The 15,751-nt window shown below is 35.4% G+C and carries 15 protein-coding genes; all 15 read left to right on the top strand.

The window, feature by feature from the left end:
• Positions 1 to 759, top strand: a complete 759-nt coding sequence (locus HT697_RS06440; protein WP_173218743.1) for a ParB/RepB/Spo0J family partition protein — start codon at positions 1 to 3, stop codon at positions 757 to 759.
• Positions 760 to 971: 212 nt separating this feature from the next.
• Positions 972 to 2,333, top strand: a complete 1,362-nt coding sequence (gene dnaA / locus HT697_RS06435) for a chromosomal replication initiator protein DnaA (RefSeq protein WP_023944973.1) — start codon at positions 972 to 974, stop codon at positions 2,331 to 2,333.
• A gap of 158 nt (positions 2,334 to 2,491) precedes the next feature.
• Positions 2,492 to 3,628, top strand: a complete 1,137-nt coding sequence (gene dnaN / locus HT697_RS06430; RefSeq protein ID WP_173218741.1) for a DNA polymerase III subunit beta — start codon at positions 2,492 to 2,494, stop codon at positions 3,626 to 3,628.
• Between the two features lie 64 nt (positions 3,629 to 3,692).
• Positions 3,693 to 3,887 carry a DUF951 family protein gene (locus HT697_RS06425; protein ID WP_000285186.1) on the top strand — a complete coding sequence of 65 codons (195 nt, stop codon included), beginning with the start codon at positions 3,693 to 3,695 and terminating at the stop codon, positions 3,885 to 3,887.
• Positions 3,888 to 3,971: 84 nt separating this feature from the next.
• Positions 3,972 to 5,087: a redox-regulated ATPase YchF gene (gene ychF / locus HT697_RS06420; protein ID WP_001218700.1), complete on the top strand. Its 1,116-nt coding sequence runs from the start codon at positions 3,972 to 3,974 to the stop codon at positions 5,085 to 5,087.
• A 71-nt stretch (positions 5,088 to 5,158) separates the two neighbouring features.
• Positions 5,159 to 5,728, top strand: coding sequence for an aminoacyl-tRNA hydrolase (gene pth, locus HT697_RS06415; RefSeq protein WP_173218739.1), 570 nt, complete (start codon positions 5,159 to 5,161; stop codon positions 5,726 to 5,728).
• Positions 5,729 to 9,238, top strand: coding sequence for a transcription-repair coupling factor (gene mfd / locus HT697_RS06410; RefSeq protein ID WP_173218737.1), 3,510 nt, complete (start codon positions 5,729 to 5,731; stop codon positions 9,236 to 9,238). It begins immediately after the preceding gene.
• A 57-nt stretch (positions 9,239 to 9,295) separates the two neighbouring features.
• Positions 9,296 to 9,562, top strand: a complete 267-nt coding sequence (locus HT697_RS06405) for an RNA-binding S4 domain-containing protein (RefSeq protein WP_001234978.1) — start codon at positions 9,296 to 9,298, stop codon at positions 9,560 to 9,562.
• Positions 9,555 to 9,923, top strand: a complete 369-nt coding sequence (locus HT697_RS06400; RefSeq protein WP_000041903.1) for a septum formation initiator family protein — start codon at positions 9,555 to 9,557, stop codon at positions 9,921 to 9,923. The genes HT697_RS06405 and HT697_RS06400 overlap by 8 nt, the downstream gene beginning before the upstream one ends.
• A 4-nt stretch (positions 9,924 to 9,927) precedes the next feature.
• Positions 9,928 to 10,050 (top strand): SP_0009 family protein, encoded by a 123-nt coding sequence (locus tag HT697_RS10470; protein ID WP_000429331.1) that lies wholly within the window; start codon positions 9,928 to 9,930, stop codon positions 10,048 to 10,050.
• Positions 10,043 to 11,311, top strand: coding sequence for a serine hydrolase (locus tag HT697_RS06395; protein WP_173218735.1), 1,269 nt, complete (start codon positions 10,043 to 10,045; stop codon positions 11,309 to 11,311). Before HT697_RS10470 ends, HT697_RS06395 begins: the two co-directional genes overlap by 8 nt.
• The gene (tilS, locus tag HT697_RS06390) at positions 11,308 to 12,585 is read left to right on the top strand and encodes a tRNA lysidine(34) synthetase TilS (RefSeq protein ID WP_173218733.1); all 1,278 of its coding nucleotides are present in this window, start codon (positions 11,308 to 11,310) and stop codon (positions 12,583 to 12,585) included. Before HT697_RS06395 ends, tilS begins: the two co-directional genes overlap by 4 nt.
• A gap of 4 nt (positions 12,586 to 12,589) precedes the next feature.
• Complete coding sequence (hpt, locus tag HT697_RS06385) at positions 12,590 to 13,132, top strand: hypoxanthine phosphoribosyltransferase (protein WP_000892176.1); 543 nt, start codon at positions 12,590 to 12,592, stop codon at positions 13,130 to 13,132.
• Positions 13,133 to 13,147: 15 nt separating this feature from the next.
• On the top strand, positions 13,148 to 15,106 hold the full coding sequence (gene ftsH, locus HT697_RS06380; protein WP_173218731.1) for an ATP-dependent zinc metalloprotease FtsH: 1,959 nt from the start codon (positions 13,148 to 13,150) through the stop codon (positions 15,104 to 15,106).
• 120 nt (positions 15,107 to 15,226) lie between these two features.
• Positions 15,227 to 15,706 (top strand): sigma-70 family RNA polymerase sigma factor, encoded by a 480-nt coding sequence (locus tag HT697_RS06375; RefSeq protein WP_173218729.1) that lies wholly within the window; start codon positions 15,227 to 15,229, stop codon positions 15,704 to 15,706.
• The last annotated feature ends 45 nt before the right edge of the window (positions 15,707 to 15,751 follow it).

Genomic DNA, 15,751 nt, shown 5'->3' with positions numbered 1-15,751 from the left:
ATGGAAAAATTTGAAATGATTTCTATCACAGATATACAAAAAAATCCCTATCAACCCCGAAAAGAATTTGATAGAGAAAAACTAGATGAACTAGCACAGTCTATCAAAGAAAATGGGGTCATTCAACCGATTATTGTTCGTCAATCTCCTGTGATTGGTTATGAAATCCTTGCAGGAGAAAGACGCTATCGGGCTTCACTTTTAGCTGGTCTAACGTCTATCCCAGCTGTTGTTAAACAGCTTTCAGATCAAGAGATGATGGTCCAATCCATCATTGAAAATTTACAGAGGGAAAATTTAAATCCAATAGAAGAAGCACGCGCTTATGAATCTCTCGTAGAGAAAGGATTCACCCATGCTGAAATTGCAGATAAAATGGGCAAGTCTCGTCCTTATATCAGCAACTCCATTCGTTTGCTTTCCTTGCCAGAACAGATTCTCTCAGAAGTAGAAAATGGCAAACTATCACAAGCTCATGCGCGTTCTCTAGTTGGGTTGACTAAGGAACAACAAGACTATTTCTTACAACGGATTATAGAAGAAGATATTTCTGTAAGGAAGTTAGAAGCTCTGCTGACAGAGAAAAAACAAAAGAAACAGCAAAAAAATGATCATTTCATACAAAATGAAGAAGAACAGTTAAAAAAACTACTCGGATTAGATGTAGAAATCAAACTGTCTAAAAAAGATAGTGGAAAAATCATTATTGCTTTCTCAAATCAAGAAGAATATAGTAGAATTATCAACAGCCTGAAATAAGGCTGTTCTTTTATTTTTTTATCTCACAAGGTTATCCACTATGTTTTTCGATAAAAAGCTTAATAAAACAATAGTTTCTGACTTTATCCCCAATCTGTGGATAAAACTTGGTAACATTGTGGATTATTTTTCACAGCTTGTGGAAAATTCTTACTATCTATGGTAAAATATCTCTAGTATTAAACTTTTAAATAGTAAAGGAGGAGAAAGGATTGAAAGAAAAACAATTTTGGAATCGTATATTAGAATTTGCTCAAGAAAGACTGACTCGATCCATGTATGATTTCTATGCTATTCAAGCTGAACTCATCAAGGTAGAGGAAAATGTTGCCACTATATTTTTACCACGATCTGAAATGGAAATGGTCTGGGAAAAACAACTAAAAGATATTATTGTAGTTGCCGGATTTGAAATTTATGATGCTGAGATAACTCCCCACTATATTTTCACTAAACCTCAAGATACGGCTATCTCACAAGTTGAAGAAGCTACAAATTCAACTCTTTATGATTATAGTCCAAAGTTAGCATCTATTCCTTATTCGGATACTGGGTTAAAAGAAAAGTATACCTTTGATAACTTTATTCAAGGGGATGGAAATGTTTGGGCAGTATCAGCCGCTTTGGCTGTCTCTGAAGATTTGGCTCTGACCTATAACCCTCTTTTTATCTATGGAGGACCGGGACTTGGTAAGACTCACTTACTTAATGCCATTGGGAATGAAATTTTGAAAAATATTCCAAATGCGCGTGTCAAATACATACCTGCTGAAAGCTTTATTAATGACTTTCTTGATCACCTAAGACTTGGGGAAATGGAAAAGTTTAAAAAGACCTATCGTAGTCTTGATCTTTTGTTAATCGATGATATCCAGTCACTCAGCGGAAAAAAAGTCGCAACTCAAGAAGAATTTTTCAATACTTTTAATGCCCTTCATGACAAGCAAAAACAGATTGTCCTAACCAGTGATAGAAGTCCAAAGCATTTAGAAGGACTCGAGGAAAGGCTTGTAACGCGCTTTAGTTGGGGGTTGACCCAAACTATCACCCCCCCTGACTTTGAAACACGTATTGCCATTTTACAAAGTAAAACGGAACATTTAGGCTACAATTTTCAAAGTGATACTCTAGAATACCTAGCTGGGCAATTTGACTCAAATGTTCGAGATCTTGAGGGAGCTATCAACGACATCACTTTAATTGCCAGAGTAAAAAAAATCAAGGATATCACTATTGATATTGCTGCAGAAGCTATTAGAGCTCGCAAACAAGATGTTAGCCAAATGCTCGTCATCCCAATTGACAAAATTCAAAATGAAGTTGGTAACTTTTATGGTGTCAGCGTCAAAGAAATGAAGGGAAGCAGACGCCTTCAAAATATTGTGTTAGCCCGTCAAGTAGCCATGTATTTATCTAGAGAACTGACAGATAATAGTCTTCCAAAAATTGGGAAGGAATTTGGAGGAAAAGATCATACAACAGTCATTCATGCCCATGCAAAAATTAAATCTTTGATTGATGAAGACGATAATTTACGTTTAGAAATTGAATCAATCAAAAAGAAAATCAAATAACTTGTGGATAACTTTTACTTTATTATCTTTTTTATCCACATTTTTTAAACAAGCCCAAAAACTTGATATGACTTGTTTAAAGTCTGTTTTCCACAGATTTCACAGACTCTATTATTACTATTATCCTTCTAATACTAAAAATAAATAAAGGAGAATCCATGATTCATTTTTCAATTAATAAAAATTTATTTCTACAAGCATTAAATATTACTAAGAGAGCTATTAGTTCTAAAAATGCCATTCCTATTTTATCAACTGTCAAAATTGACGTGACCAATGAAGGTGTTACTTTAATTGGATCAAATGGTCAAATTTCAATTGAAAATTTTATTTCTCAAAAAAATGAAGATGCTGGTTTGTTAATTACTTCTCTAGGTTCAATCCTTCTTGAAGCTTCTTTCTTCATCAATGTGGTATCTAGTCTACCTGATGTGACTCTTGATTTTAAAGAAATTGAACAAAATCAAATTGTTTTAACCAGTGGCAAATCAGAAATTACCCTAAAAGGAAAAGATAGCGAACAATATCCACGAATTCAAGAAATTTCAGCAAGTACTCCTTTAATTCTTGAAACAAAATTACTCAAGAAAATTATCAATGAAACAGCCTTTGCTGCAAGCACACAAGAGAGTCGTCCGATTTTAACAGGTGTTCATTTTGTATTGAGTAACCACAAGGAGCTCAAAACAGTGGCAACAGACTCTCATCGTCTAAGCCAGAAAAAATTAACGCTTGAGAAAAATAGTGATGATTTTGATGTTGTAATTCCTAGCCGTTCTTTACGCGAATTTTCAGCGGTATTTACAGATGATATTGAAACTGTAGAGATTTTCTTTGCTAACAATCAAATCCTCTTTAGAAGTGAAAATATTAGCTTCTATACTCGTCTCCTCGAAGGAAACTATCCTGATACAGATCGTTTGATTCCAACAGATTTTAACACTACTATTACTTTTGATGTTGTAAACTTACGTCAGTCAATGGAGCGTGCTCGCCTTTTATCAAGTGCGACTCAAAATGGTACTGTGAAGCTTGAAATTAAAGATGGGGTTGTTAGCGCCCATGTTCACTCTCCAGAAGTTGGTAAAGTAAATGAAGAAATCGATACGGAGCAGGTTACTGGTGATGATTTGACTATTAGTTTCAATCCAACTTATTTGATTGATTCTCTTAAAGCTTTAAATAGCGAAAAGGTGACCATTAGCTTTATCTCAGCTGTTCGTCCATTTACTCTTGTGCCAGCAGACACTGATGAGGACTTTATGCAGCTTATCACCCCAGTCCGTACAAATTAAGTTAAAGAGGTTGAGCTTAGCTCGCCTCTTTTATGATATAATCGAAAAAGAAAAGGAGAGTAGTATGTATCAAGTTGGAAATTTTGTTGAAATGAAAAAACCACACGCTTGCACCATCAAGTCAACAGGTAAAAAGGCTAATCGTTGGGAAATTACGCGTGTAGGAGCAGATATCAAAATCAAATGTAGCAATTGTGACCATGTTGTCATGATGGGACGCTATGATTTTGATCGAAAAATGAATAAAATTATTGACTAGGAAGCCTTAGTTAGAGGGTTAGCAAGTTTTCCCTTTTTGTGTTATAATATTAGGGATTGAAATGAAAACGGAGAATGAGAAAATATGGCTTTAACAGCAGGTATCGTTGGTTTGCCAAACGTTGGTAAATCAACACTATTTAATGCAATTACAAAAGCAGGAGCAGAGGCAGCGAACTACCCATTTGCGACTATTGATCCAAACGTTGGAATGGTGGAAGTTCCAGATGAACGTCTACAAAAATTGACTGAAATGATCACTCCTAAAAAGACAGTTCCAACAACATTTGAATTTACAGATATTGCAGGGATTGTAAAAGGAGCTTCAAAAGGAGAAGGGCTAGGGAATAAATTCTTGGCTAATATCCGTGAAGTAGATGCGATTGTTCATGTAGTTCGTGCTTTTGATGATGAAAATGTGATGCGCGAGCAAGGACGTGAAGATGCCTTTGTGGATCCACTTGCAGATATTGATACCATTAACTTGGAGTTGATTCTTGCTGACTTAGAATCAGTTAATAAGCGCTATGCGCGTGTAGAAAAGATGGCACGTACGCAAAAAGATAAAGAATCAGTAGCAGAATTCAATGTTCTTCAAAAGATTAAACCAGTTCTTGAAGATGGAAAATCAGCTCGAACTATTGAATTTACAGATGAAGAACAAAAAGTTGTCAAAGGTCTCTTCCTTTTGACAACTAAACCAGTTCTTTATGTTGCTAATGTAGATGAGGATGTAGTTTCAGATCCAGATTCTATCGACTATGTCAAACAAATTCGCGAATTTGCAGCGACAGAAAATGCAGAGGTAGTAGTGATTTCTGCGCGTGCTGAGGAAGAAATTTCTGAGTTAGACGATGAAGACAAGCAAGAGTTTCTTGAAGCTCTTGGGTTGACAGAATCAGGCGTTGACAAGTTGACTCGTGCAGCTTACCACTTACTTGGACTTGGAACTTACTTCACAGCTGGTGAAAAAGAAGTTCGTGCTTGGACTTTCAAACGTGGTATGAAGGCTCCTCAAGCAGCTGGTATTATCCACTCAGACTTTGAAAAAGGTTTTATTCGTGCAGTAACTATGTCATATGAGGATTTAGTGAAATATGGATCTGAAAAGGCCGTAAAAGAAGCTGGACGCTTGCGTGAAGAAGGAAAAGAATATATCGTCCAAGACGGCGATATCATGGAATTCCGCTTTAATGTCTAAAAAATTAATAAATAGTGTCAATTAGGTTGGAAAAAAATTCCAACCCTTTTGGCTTTTGAAAGGAAAAATAAATGACCAAATTACTTGTAGGCTTGGGAAATCCAGGGGATAAATATTTTGAAACAAAACACAATGTTGGTTTTATGTTGATTGATCAACTAGCGAAGAAGCAGAATGTCACTTTTACACACGATAAGATATTTCAAGCTGATCTAGCATCTTTTTTCTTCAATGGAGAAAAAATTTATCTCGTCAAACCAACGACATTTATGAATGAAAGTGGAAAAGCAGTTCATGCTTTATTGACTTACTATGGTTTAGATATTGAAGATTTACTCATCATTTACGATGATCTTGATATGGAAGTTGGAAAGATTCGTTTAAGAGCAAAAGGCTCAGCAGGTGGTCATAATGGTATCAAGTCTATTATTCAACATATTGGAACTCAGGTCTTTAACCGTGTTAAGATTGGAATCGGAAGACCTAAAAATGGCATGTCAGTTGTTAACCATGTTTTGAGTACCTTTGACAAGGATGATTATATCGGTATTTTACAGTCTATTGACAAAGTTGACGATTCTGTAAATTACTATTTACAAGAGAAAAACTTTGAGAAAACGATGCAGAGGTATAACGGATAAATGGCGACCTTATTAGATTTATTCTCAGAAAATGATCAGATCCAAAAATGGCATCAAAATCTGACAGATAAGAAAAGACAATTAATGTTAGGTTTGTCAACTTCTACAAAAGCTTTAGCAATCGCTAGTAGTTTGAAGAAAGAAGATAAGATTGTTCTATTGCTATCAACTTATGGAGAAGCAGAAGGTCTTATTAGTGATCTTATCTCTATCTTGGGTGAGGAACTTGTCTATCCATTTTTGGTAGATGACTCCCCTATGGTCGAGTTTTTGATGTCTTCACAAGAAAAAATTATTTCACGGGTTGAAGCCTTGCGTTTTTTGACTGATCCGTCTAAGAAAGGGATTTTAGTATGTAATATCGCAGCAAGTCGATTAATTTTACCGTCTCCCAATGTATTCAAAGATAGTATTGTAAAAATCTCAGTTGGTGAAGAATATGATCAACATGCGTTTATCCATCAGTTAAAGGAAATAGGCTATCGAAAAGTTACACAAGTACAAACTCAGGGAGAGTTTAGTATACGAGGAGATATTTTAGATATTTTTGAAATATCCCAGTTAGAACCTTGCCGAATTGAGTTTTTTGGTGATGAAATTGATGGTATCAGGTCATTTGAAGTAGAAACACAATTATCGAAAGAAAATAAGACAGAACTCACAATCTTTCCAGCTAGCGACATACTTTTGAGAGAAAATGATTATCAAAGAGGTCAGTCAGCTTTAGAAAAACAAATTTCAAAGACTTTATCACCTATTTTAAAATCATACTTAGAAGAAATTCTTTCAAGTTTTCACAAAAAACAAATTCATTCTGATTCTCGGAAGTTTTTATCTTTGTGCTATGATAAGACATGGACTGTCTTTGATTATATTGAAAAAGATACTCCAATATTCTTTGATGATTATCAAAAATTGATGAATCAGTATGAAGTCTTTGAAAGGGAGCTAGCGCAATACTTTACAGAAGAATTACAGAATGGTAAAGCATTTTCTGAGATGCAGTATTTTGCAGATACAGAACAAATCTATAAAAAACAGAGTCCGGTTACCTTTTTCTCTAATCTACAAAAGGGGTTAGGAAATCTCAAGTTTGACAAAATTTATCAATTCAATCAATATCCTATGCAGGAATTTTTCAATCAGTTTTCTTTTCTAAAAGAAGAAATTGAACGATACAAAAAAATGAATTATACTATTATCTTGCAATCTAGCAATTCAATGGGAAGTAAGGCATTGGAGGATATGTTAGAGGAATACCAGATTAAATTGGATTCCAGAGATAAGTCAAGTATCTGTAAAGAATCTGTAAACTTAATCGAGGGCAATCTCAGACATGGTTTTCATTTTGTAGATGAAAAGATTTTATTGATAACTGAACATGAGATTTTTCAAAAGAAATTGAAACGTCGTTTTCGAAGACAACATGTTTCAAACGCAGAGAGATTAAAAGATTACAATGAACTTGAAAAAGGAGATTACGTTGTTCACCACATTCATGGAATTGGTCAATATCTAGGGATTGAAACAATTGAAATCAAAGGGATTCACCGTGATTATGTTAGTGTTCAATACCAAAACGGGGATCAAATCTCTATCCCAGTGGAACAGATTCATCTACTTTCCAAATACGTTTCAAGTGACGGTAAAGAACCTAAACTCAATAAATTAAATGATGGTCATTTCAAAAAAGCAAAGCAAAAAGTTAAGAACCAGGTAGAGGATATAGCAGACGATTTAATCAAACTCTATTCTGAGCGTAGTCAGTTGAAAGGCTTTGCTTTCTCAGCCGATGATGAAGGGCAAGATGCTTTTGATGATGCCTTCCCTTATGTTGAAACAGATGATCAACTTCGTAGTATCGAGGAAATCAAGAGAGATATGCAAAATTCTCAGCCAATGGATAGGCTATTGGTTGGGGATGTTGGTTTTGGAAAGACCGAAGTTGCAATGCGTGCAGCCTTTAAGGCAGTCAATGATCATAAACAGGTGGTCGTTCTAGTTCCAACGACGGTTTTAGCGCAACAGCACTATACTAATTTTAAGGAACGATTCCAAAATTTTGCTGTTAATATTGATGTGTTGAGTCGCTTTAGAAGTAAAAAAGAGCAGGCAGAGACACTTGAAAAATTAAAGAATGGTCAAGTTGATATTTTGATTGGAACGCATCGTGTTTTGTCAAAAGATGTTGTGTTTGCTGATTTGGGCTTGATGATTATTGATGAGGAACAGCGATTTGGTGTCAAGCATAAGGAAGCCTTGAAAGAACTGAAAAAACAAGTAGATGTCCTGACCTTGACAGCAACGCCAATTCCTCGTACCCTTCACATGTCTATGCTGGGAATCAGAGATTTGTCTGTTATTGAAACTCCGCCGACTAATCGTTATCCAGTGCAAACCTATGTTTTAGAAAAGAATGATAGTGTCATTCGTGATGCTGTCTTACGTGAAATGGAGCGTGGAGGTCAAGTTTACTATCTTTACAATAAAGTTGACACGATTGACCAGAAGATTTCTGAATTACAGGAGTTGATTCCAGAGGCTTCGATTGGTTATGTTCATGGGCAAATGAGTGAGATTCAGTTGGAAAATACTCTATTAGACTTCATTGAGGGACAATACGATATCTTGGTGACAACTACCATTATTGAGACAGGAGTGGACATTCCAAATGCCAATACTTTATTTATTGAAAATGCGGACCATATGGGCTTGTCAACCTTGTATCAGTTAAGAGGAAGAGTCGGTCGTAGTAATCGTATTGCTTATGCCTATCTAATGTATCGTCCAGAAAAATCAATTAGTGAAGTCTCTGAGAAGAGATTAGAAGCGATTAAAGGATTTACAGAATTGGGATCCGGATTTAAGATTGCTATGCGAGATCTTTCGATTCGTGGAGCAGGGAATCTCCTAGGAAAATCCCAGTCTGGTTTCATTGATTCTGTTGGTTTTGAATTGTATTCGCAGTTATTAGAGGAAGCTATTGCTAAACGAAACGGTAATGCTAACGCTAACACAAGAACTAAAGGGAATGCTGAATTGATTTTGCAAATCGATGCCTATCTTCCTGATACTTATATTTCAGACCAACGACATAAGATTGAAATTTACAAGAAAATTCGTCAAATTGACAACCGTGTCAATTATGAAGAGTTACAAGAGGAGTTGATAGACCGTTTTGGAGAATACCCAGATGTAGTAGCCTATCTTTTAGAGATTGGTTTAGTCAAGTCATATTTGGACAAGGTCTTTGTTCAACGTGTGGAAAGAAAAGAAAATAAGATTACAGTTCAATTTGAAAAAGTCACTCAACGACTGTTTTTAGCTCAAGATTATTTTAAAGCTTTATCCGCAACGAACTTAAAAGCAGGCATCGCTGAGAATAAGGGATTAATGGAGCTTGTATTTGATGTTCAAAATAAGAAAGATTATGAAATTTTAGAAGGTCTGCTGATTTTTGGAGAAAGTTTATTAGAGATAAAAGAGTCGAAGGAAGAAAATGCCATTTGATATTTTTCTTCTATAAAATAGATAAAAATGGTACAATAATAAGTCGAGGTAATAAGGATGAGATTAGACAAATATTTAAAAGTATCGCGAATTATCAAGCGTCGTACAGTCGCAAAAGAAGTAGCAGATAAAGGCAGAATCAAGGTGAATGGAATCTTGGCCAAAAGTTCAACGGATTTGAAAGTTAATGACCAAGTTGAAATTCGCTTTGGCAATAAGTTGCTACTTGTAAAAGTACTAGAGATGAAAGATAGTACAAAAAAAGAAGATGCAGCAGGCATGTATGAAATTATCAGTGAAACACGGGTAGAAGAAAATGTCTAAAAATATCGTACAATTGAATAATTCTTTTATTCAAAATGAACACCAACGCCGTCGCTACCTGATGAAAGAACGGCAAAAACGGAATCGTTTTATGGGGTGGGTATTGATTTTGATTATGCTATTATTTATCTTGCCAACTTTTAATTTAGCGCAGAGCTATCAGCAATTACTCCAAAGACGTCAGCAATTAGCAGACTTGCAAACTCAGTATCAAACTTTGAGTGATGAAAAGGATAAGGAGACAGCATTTGCTACCAAGTTGAAAGATGAGGATTATGCTGCCAAATATACACGAGCGAAGTACTATTATTCTAAGTCGAGGGAAATAGTTTATACGATTCCTGACTTGCTTCAAAGGTGATAAAATGGAAAATTTATTAGACATAATTGAGCAATTTTTGAGTTTGTCAGATGAAAAGCTGGAAGAATTGGCTGATAAAAATCAATTATTGCGTTTACAAGAAGAAAAGGAAAGGAAGAATGCGTAAATTCTTAATTATTTTGTTGCTACCAAGTTTTTTGACCATTTCAAAAGTCGTTAGCACAGAAAAAGAAGTAGTCTATACTTCGAAAGAAATTTATTACCTTTCACAATCTGACTTTGGTATTTATTTTAGAGAAAAATTAAGTTCTCCCATGGTTTATGGAGATGTTCCTATTTATGCGAATGAAGATTTAGTAGTGGAATCTGGAAAATTGACTCCCAAAACAAGTTTTCAAATAACTGAGTGGCACTTAAATAAACAAGGGATTCCGGTATTTAAGCTATCAAATCATCAATTTATAGCTGCGGACAAACGATTTTTATATGATCAATCGGAGGTAACTCCAATAATAAAAAAAGTATGGTTAGAATCTGACTTTAAACTGTATAATAGCCCTTATGATTTAAAAGAAGTGAAATCATCCTTATCAGCTTATTCGCAAGTATCAATCGACAAGACCATGTTTGTAGAAGGAAGAGAATTTCTACATATTGATCAGGTTGGATGGGTAGCTAAAGAATCAACTTCTGAAGAAGATAATCGGATGAGTAAAGTCCAAGAAATGTTATCTGAAAAATATCAGAAGGATTCATTCTCTATTTATGTTAAGCAACTGACTACTGGAAAAGAAGCTGGTATCAATCAAGATGAAAAGATGTATGCAGCTAGTGTTTTGAAACTCCCTTATCTCTATTATGCGCAAGAAAAAATAAATGAGGGTCTTTATCAGTTAGATACGACTGTAAAATACGTATCTGCAGTCAATGATTTTCCAGGTTCTTATAAACCAGAGGGAAGTGGTAGTCTTCCTAAAAAAGAGGATAATAAAGAGTATTCTCTCAAGGACTTAATCACAAAAGTATCTAAAGAATCTGATAATGTAGCTCATAATATATTGGGTTATTACATTTCAAACCAATCTGATGCCACATTCAAATCCAAGATGTCTGCCATTACGGGAGATGATTGGGATCCAAAAGAAAAATTGATTTCTTCCAAGATGGCTGGGAAGGTTATGGAAGCCATTTATAATCAAAATGGATTTGTGCTAGAGTCTTTGACTAAAACAGATTTTGATAATCAGCGAATTGCCAAAGGTGTTTCTGTGAAGGTAGCTCATAAAATTGGGGATGCGGACGAATTTAAGCATGATACGGGTGTTGTCTACGCAGATTCTCCATTTATTCTTTCTATTTTCACTAAGAATTCTGATTATGATACGATTTCTCAGATAGCCAAGGATGTTTATGAGGTTCTAAAATGAGGGAACAAGATTTTTTAAATCATTTTCTCAAGAAGGGATATTTCAAAAAGCATACTAAGGTGGTGCTAGCTCTTTCTGGTGGATTAGATTCTATGTTTCTATTTAAGGTATTATCTACTTATCAAAAAGAGTTAGAAATTGAATTGATTCTAGCTCATGTGAATCATAAGCAGAGAGTAGAATCAGATTGGGAAGAAAAGGAATTAAGGAAGTTGGCTGCTGAAGTAGAGCTTCCTATTTATATCAGCAATTTTTTAGGAGAATTTTCAGAAGCGCGTGCAAGAAATTTTCGTTATGATTTTTTTCAAGAGGTCATGAAAAAGACAGGTGCGACAGCTTTAGTCACTGCCCACCATGCTGATGACCAGGTGGAAACGATTTTGATGCGTTTGATTCGAGGTACTCGTTTGCGCTATCTATCAGGAATTAAGGAGAAGCAAGTAGTAGGAGAGATAGAAATCATTCGGCCCTTCTTGCATTTTCAGAAAAAAGACTTTCCACCAATTTTTCACTTTGAAGATATATCAAATCAGGAAAATCATTATTTGCGCAATCGTATTCGAAATTCTTATTTACCAGAATTAGAAAAAGAAAATCCTCGATTTAGAGATGCAATCTTAAGTATCGGCAATGAAATTTTAGATTATGATTTGGCAATAGCTGAATTATCTAACAATATTGATGTGGAAAATTTAGAGCAGCTATTGTCTTACTCTGAGTCAACACAAAGAGTTTTACTTCAAACTTATCTGAATCGTTTTCCAGATTTGAATCTTACAAAAGCGCAGTTTGCTGAAGTTTGGCAGATTTTAAAATCTAAAAGCCAGTATCGTTATCCGATTAAAAATGGATATGAATTGATAAAAGAGTATCAACAGTTTCAGATTTGTAAAATCAGTCCGCAGGCTGATGAAAAGGAAGATGAACTTGTGTTACACTATCAAAATCAGGTATCTTATCAAGGTTATTTATTTTCCTTTGGACTTCCATTAGAAGGTGAATCAATTCAACGAATACCTGTTTCACGGGAAACATCAATACTCATTCGTCATCGAAAAAGAGGAGATTTTTTGATTCAAAATGGGCATAGAAAAAAACTCAGACGTCTATTTATTGATTTGAAAATCCCTATGGAAAAGCGAAAATCTGCTCTGATTATTGAGCAATTTGGTGAAATTGTCTCAATTTTGGGAATTGCGACTAGTGATTTGAGTAAAAACACGAAAAATGATATAATGAACACTGTACTTTATATAGAAAAAATAGATAGGTAAAAAAATGTTAGAAAACGATATTAAAAAAATCCTCGTTTCACACGATGAAATTACAGAAGCTGCTAAAAAATTAGGTGCTCAATTAACTAAGGACTATGCAGGAAAAAATCCAATCTTGGTTGGGATTTTAAAAGGATCTATTCCTTTTATGGCTGAATTGGTCAAACATATTGATACACATATTGAAATGGACTTCATGATGGTTTCTAGCTACCATGGTGGAACAGCAAGTAGTGGTGTCATCAATATCAAGCAAGATGTAACTCAAGATATTAAAGGAAGACATGTTCTATTTGTAGAGGATATCATTGATACAGGTCAAACTTTGAAGAATTTGCGAGATATGTTTATTGCAAGAGAAGCAGCTTCTGTTAACATTGCAACCTTGTTGGATAAACCAGAAGGACGTGTTGTAGAAATTGAGGCAGACTATACCTGCTTTACTATCCCAAATGAGTTTGTAGTAGGTTATGGTTTAGACTACAAAGAAAATTATCGTAATCTTCCTTATGTTGGAGTCTTAAAAGAAGAAGTGTATTCAAATTAGAAAGAACAATTTTTAATGAAAAAACAAAATAATGGTTTAATTAAAAATCCATTTCTATGGTTATTACTTATTTTTTTCCTAGTTACAGCTTACCAGTATTTTAGTACAGGTAGTGTTGCAGGGAAAAGTGAGCAAATTAATTATACAGAATTGGTAAAAGAAATTACCGATGACAATGTAAAAGAATTGACTTACCAACCAAATGGCAGTGTTATAGAAGTTTCGGGTGTCTATAAAAATCCTAAAACAAGTAAAGAAGAAACAGGCATTCAGTTCTTTTCTCCATCTGCTACAACAGTAGAGAAATTTTCAAGTATTATTCTTCCCTCTGATACCACAGTATCAGAATTGCAAAAACTTGCTTCTGACCATAAAGCAGAAGTAACTGTTAAGCATGAAAGTTCAAGTGGTATGTGGATTAATCTACTCGTATCCATTGTGCCATTTGGGATTCTTTTCTTCTTCCTATTCTCTATGATGGGAAATATGGGGGGAGGCAATGGTCGTAACCCAATGAGTTTTGGACGTAGTAAGGCTAAAGCTGCAAATAAAGAAGATATTAAAGTAAGATTTTCAGATGTTGCTGGAGCTGAGGAAGAAAAACAAGAACTAGTTGAAGTTGTTGAATTCTTAAAAGATCCAAAACGATTTACAAAACTTGGGGCTCGTATTCCAGCAGGTGTCCTTCTGGAGGGACCTCCGGGAACAGGTAAAACTTTGCTTGCTAAAGCAGTCGCCGGAGAAGCAGGTGTTCCATTCTTTAGTATCTCAGGTTCTGACTTTGTAGAAATGTTTGTCGGAGTTGGAGCTAGTCGTGTTCGTTCTCTTTTTGAAGATGCCAAAAAAGCAGCACCAGCTATTATCTTTATCGATGAAATTGATGCTGTTGGACGTCAACGTGGAGTCGGTCTCGGCGGAGGTAATGACGAACGTGAGCAAACCTTGAACCAACTCTTGATTGAGATGGATGGTTTTGAGGGAAATGAAGGAATTATCGTCATCGCTGCTACAAACCGTTCAGATGTACTTGACCCTGCCCTTTTGCGTCCAGGACGTTTTGATAGAAAAGTATTGGTTGGCCGTCCTGATGTTAAGGGGCGCGAAGCAATCTTGAAAGTTCATGCTAAGAACAAGCCTTTAGCAGAAGATGTTGATTTGAAATTAGTTGCTCAACAAACTCCAGGTTTTGTTGGTGCTGATTTAGAGAATGTCTTGAATGAAGCGGCTTTAGTTGCTGCTCGTCGCAATAAATCGATAATTGATGCCTCAGATATTGATGAAGCAGAAGATAGGGTTATTGCTGGACCTTCTAAGAAAGATAAGACTGTTTCACAAAAAGAACGTGAATTAGTTGCCTATCATGAGGCAGGACATACCATTGTTGGTCTAGTCTTATCGAATGCCCGAGTTGTCCATAAGGTTACAATTGTACCACGTGGTCGTGCAGGTGGTTATATGATTGCACTTCCTAAGGAAGACCAAATGCTTCTATCTAAAGAAGATATGAAAGAGCAATTGGCTGGCTTAATGGGTGGACGTGTAGCTGAAGAAATTATCTTTAATGTCCAAACTACAGGAGCTTCAAACGACTTTGAACAAGCGACACAAATGGCGCGTGCAATGGTTACAGAGTACGGTATGAGTGAAAAACTTGGCCCAGTACAATATGAAGGAAACCATGCTATGTTTGGGGCACAGAGTCCTCAAAAATTAATTTCAGAACAAACAGCTTATGAAATTGACGAAGAAGTTCGTTCATTATTGAATGAAGCACGAAATAAAGCTGCTGAAATTATTCAGTCAAATCGTGAAACTCACAAGTTGATTGCAGAAGCATTATTGAAATACGAAACATTAGATAGTACACAAATTAAAGCTCTTTACGAAACAGGAAAGATGCCTGAAGCAGTAGAAGAGGAATCTCATGCACTATCCTATGATGAAGTAAAGTCAAAAATGAATGACGAAAAATAACCCAAAGAGAGGCTTGTCCTCTCTTTTTTGTGCAGTTGAGGATCTAAAGGGTGCAGAATGGAGGAAATGTGCCAAAAGTGTTTCTGAATCTGTTAGACTGTATCTAGAAAGGGGAAGATTATGCTTAAAAAAATGTATGAAGAAGTCCAAGGAATTGTATACAAGTGTAGAAATGAATATTACCTTCATTTATGGGAGCTATCGGACTGGAACCAAGAGGGAATGATTTGCTTACATGAATTGATTAGTAGAGAAGAAGAATTGGTAGAAGATATCCCTCGTTTAAGGCAATATTTCAAAACCAAGTTTCGAAATCGAATTTTAGACTATATCCGTAAGCAAGAAAGCCACAAACGAAGATATAATAAAGAACCTTATGAAGAAGTAGGCGAGATCAGTCATCGTATAAGTGAGGGAGGTCTGTGGCTAGATGACTATTATCTCTTTCATGAAACACTAAGAGATTATAGAAACAAACAAACTAAAGAGCAACAAGAAGAGCTAGAACGCATTTTAAGAAATGAACGATTCCGAGGGCGTCAAAGAGTCCTAAAGGACTTACGTATTGTGTTTAAGGAGTTTGACATCCGTACCCATTAGGAATTCATGCAAAAAAATAAAAAAAGTTTAAAAAAGGTGTTGACA

This window comes from Streptococcus sp. 1621, from assembly GCF_013276615.1.
In the GTDB taxonomy this organism is placed as follows: Bacteria; Bacillota; Bacilli; order Lactobacillales; family Streptococcaceae; genus Streptococcus.
The sequence above is the reverse complement of the archived record's forward strand: the minus strand, read 5'-3'. Positions and strand labels throughout refer to the sequence as shown.

Bases quoted from the DNA above. Each gene is read 5' to 3' on its own strand.
- HT697_RS06440 (WP_173218743.1), top strand. From the start codon at position 1: ATGGAAAAATTTGAAATGATTTCTATCACAGATATACAAAAAAATCCC.
- dnaN (WP_173218741.1), top strand. From the start codon at position 2,492: ATGATTCATTTTTCAATTAATAAAAATTTATTTCTACAAGCATTAAAT.
- HT697_RS06425 (WP_000285186.1), top strand. From the start codon at position 3,693: ATGTATCAAGTTGGAAATTTTGTTGAAATGAAAAAACCACACGCTTGC.
- ychF (WP_001218700.1), top strand. From the start codon at position 3,972: ATGGCTTTAACAGCAGGTATCGTTGGTTTGCCAAACGTTGGTAAATCA.
- pth (WP_173218739.1), top strand. From the start codon at position 5,159: ATGACCAAATTACTTGTAGGCTTGGGAAATCCAGGGGATAAATATTTT.
- mfd (WP_173218737.1), top strand. From the start codon at position 5,729: ATGGCGACCTTATTAGATTTATTCTCAGAAAATGATCAGATCCAAAAA.
- HT697_RS06405 (WP_001234978.1), top strand. From the start codon at position 9,296: ATGAGATTAGACAAATATTTAAAAGTATCGCGAATTATCAAGCGTCGT.
- HT697_RS06400 (WP_000041903.1), top strand. From the start codon at position 9,555: ATGTCTAAAAATATCGTACAATTGAATAATTCTTTTATTCAAAATGAA.
- HT697_RS10470 (WP_000429331.1), top strand. From the start codon at position 9,928: ATGGAAAATTTATTAGACATAATTGAGCAATTTTTGAGTTTGTCAGAT.
- HT697_RS06395 (WP_173218735.1), top strand. From the start codon at position 10,043: ATGCGTAAATTCTTAATTATTTTGTTGCTACCAAGTTTTTTGACCATT.
- tilS (WP_173218733.1), top strand. From the start codon at position 11,308: ATGAGGGAACAAGATTTTTTAAATCATTTTCTCAAGAAGGGATATTTC.
- hpt (WP_000892176.1), top strand. From the start codon at position 12,590: ATGTTAGAAAACGATATTAAAAAAATCCTCGTTTCACACGATGAAATT.
- ftsH (WP_173218731.1), top strand. From the start codon at position 13,148: ATGAAAAAACAAAATAATGGTTTAATTAAAAATCCATTTCTATGGTTA.
- HT697_RS06375 (WP_173218729.1), top strand. From the start codon at position 15,227: ATGCTTAAAAAAATGTATGAAGAAGTCCAAGGAATTGTATACAAGTGT.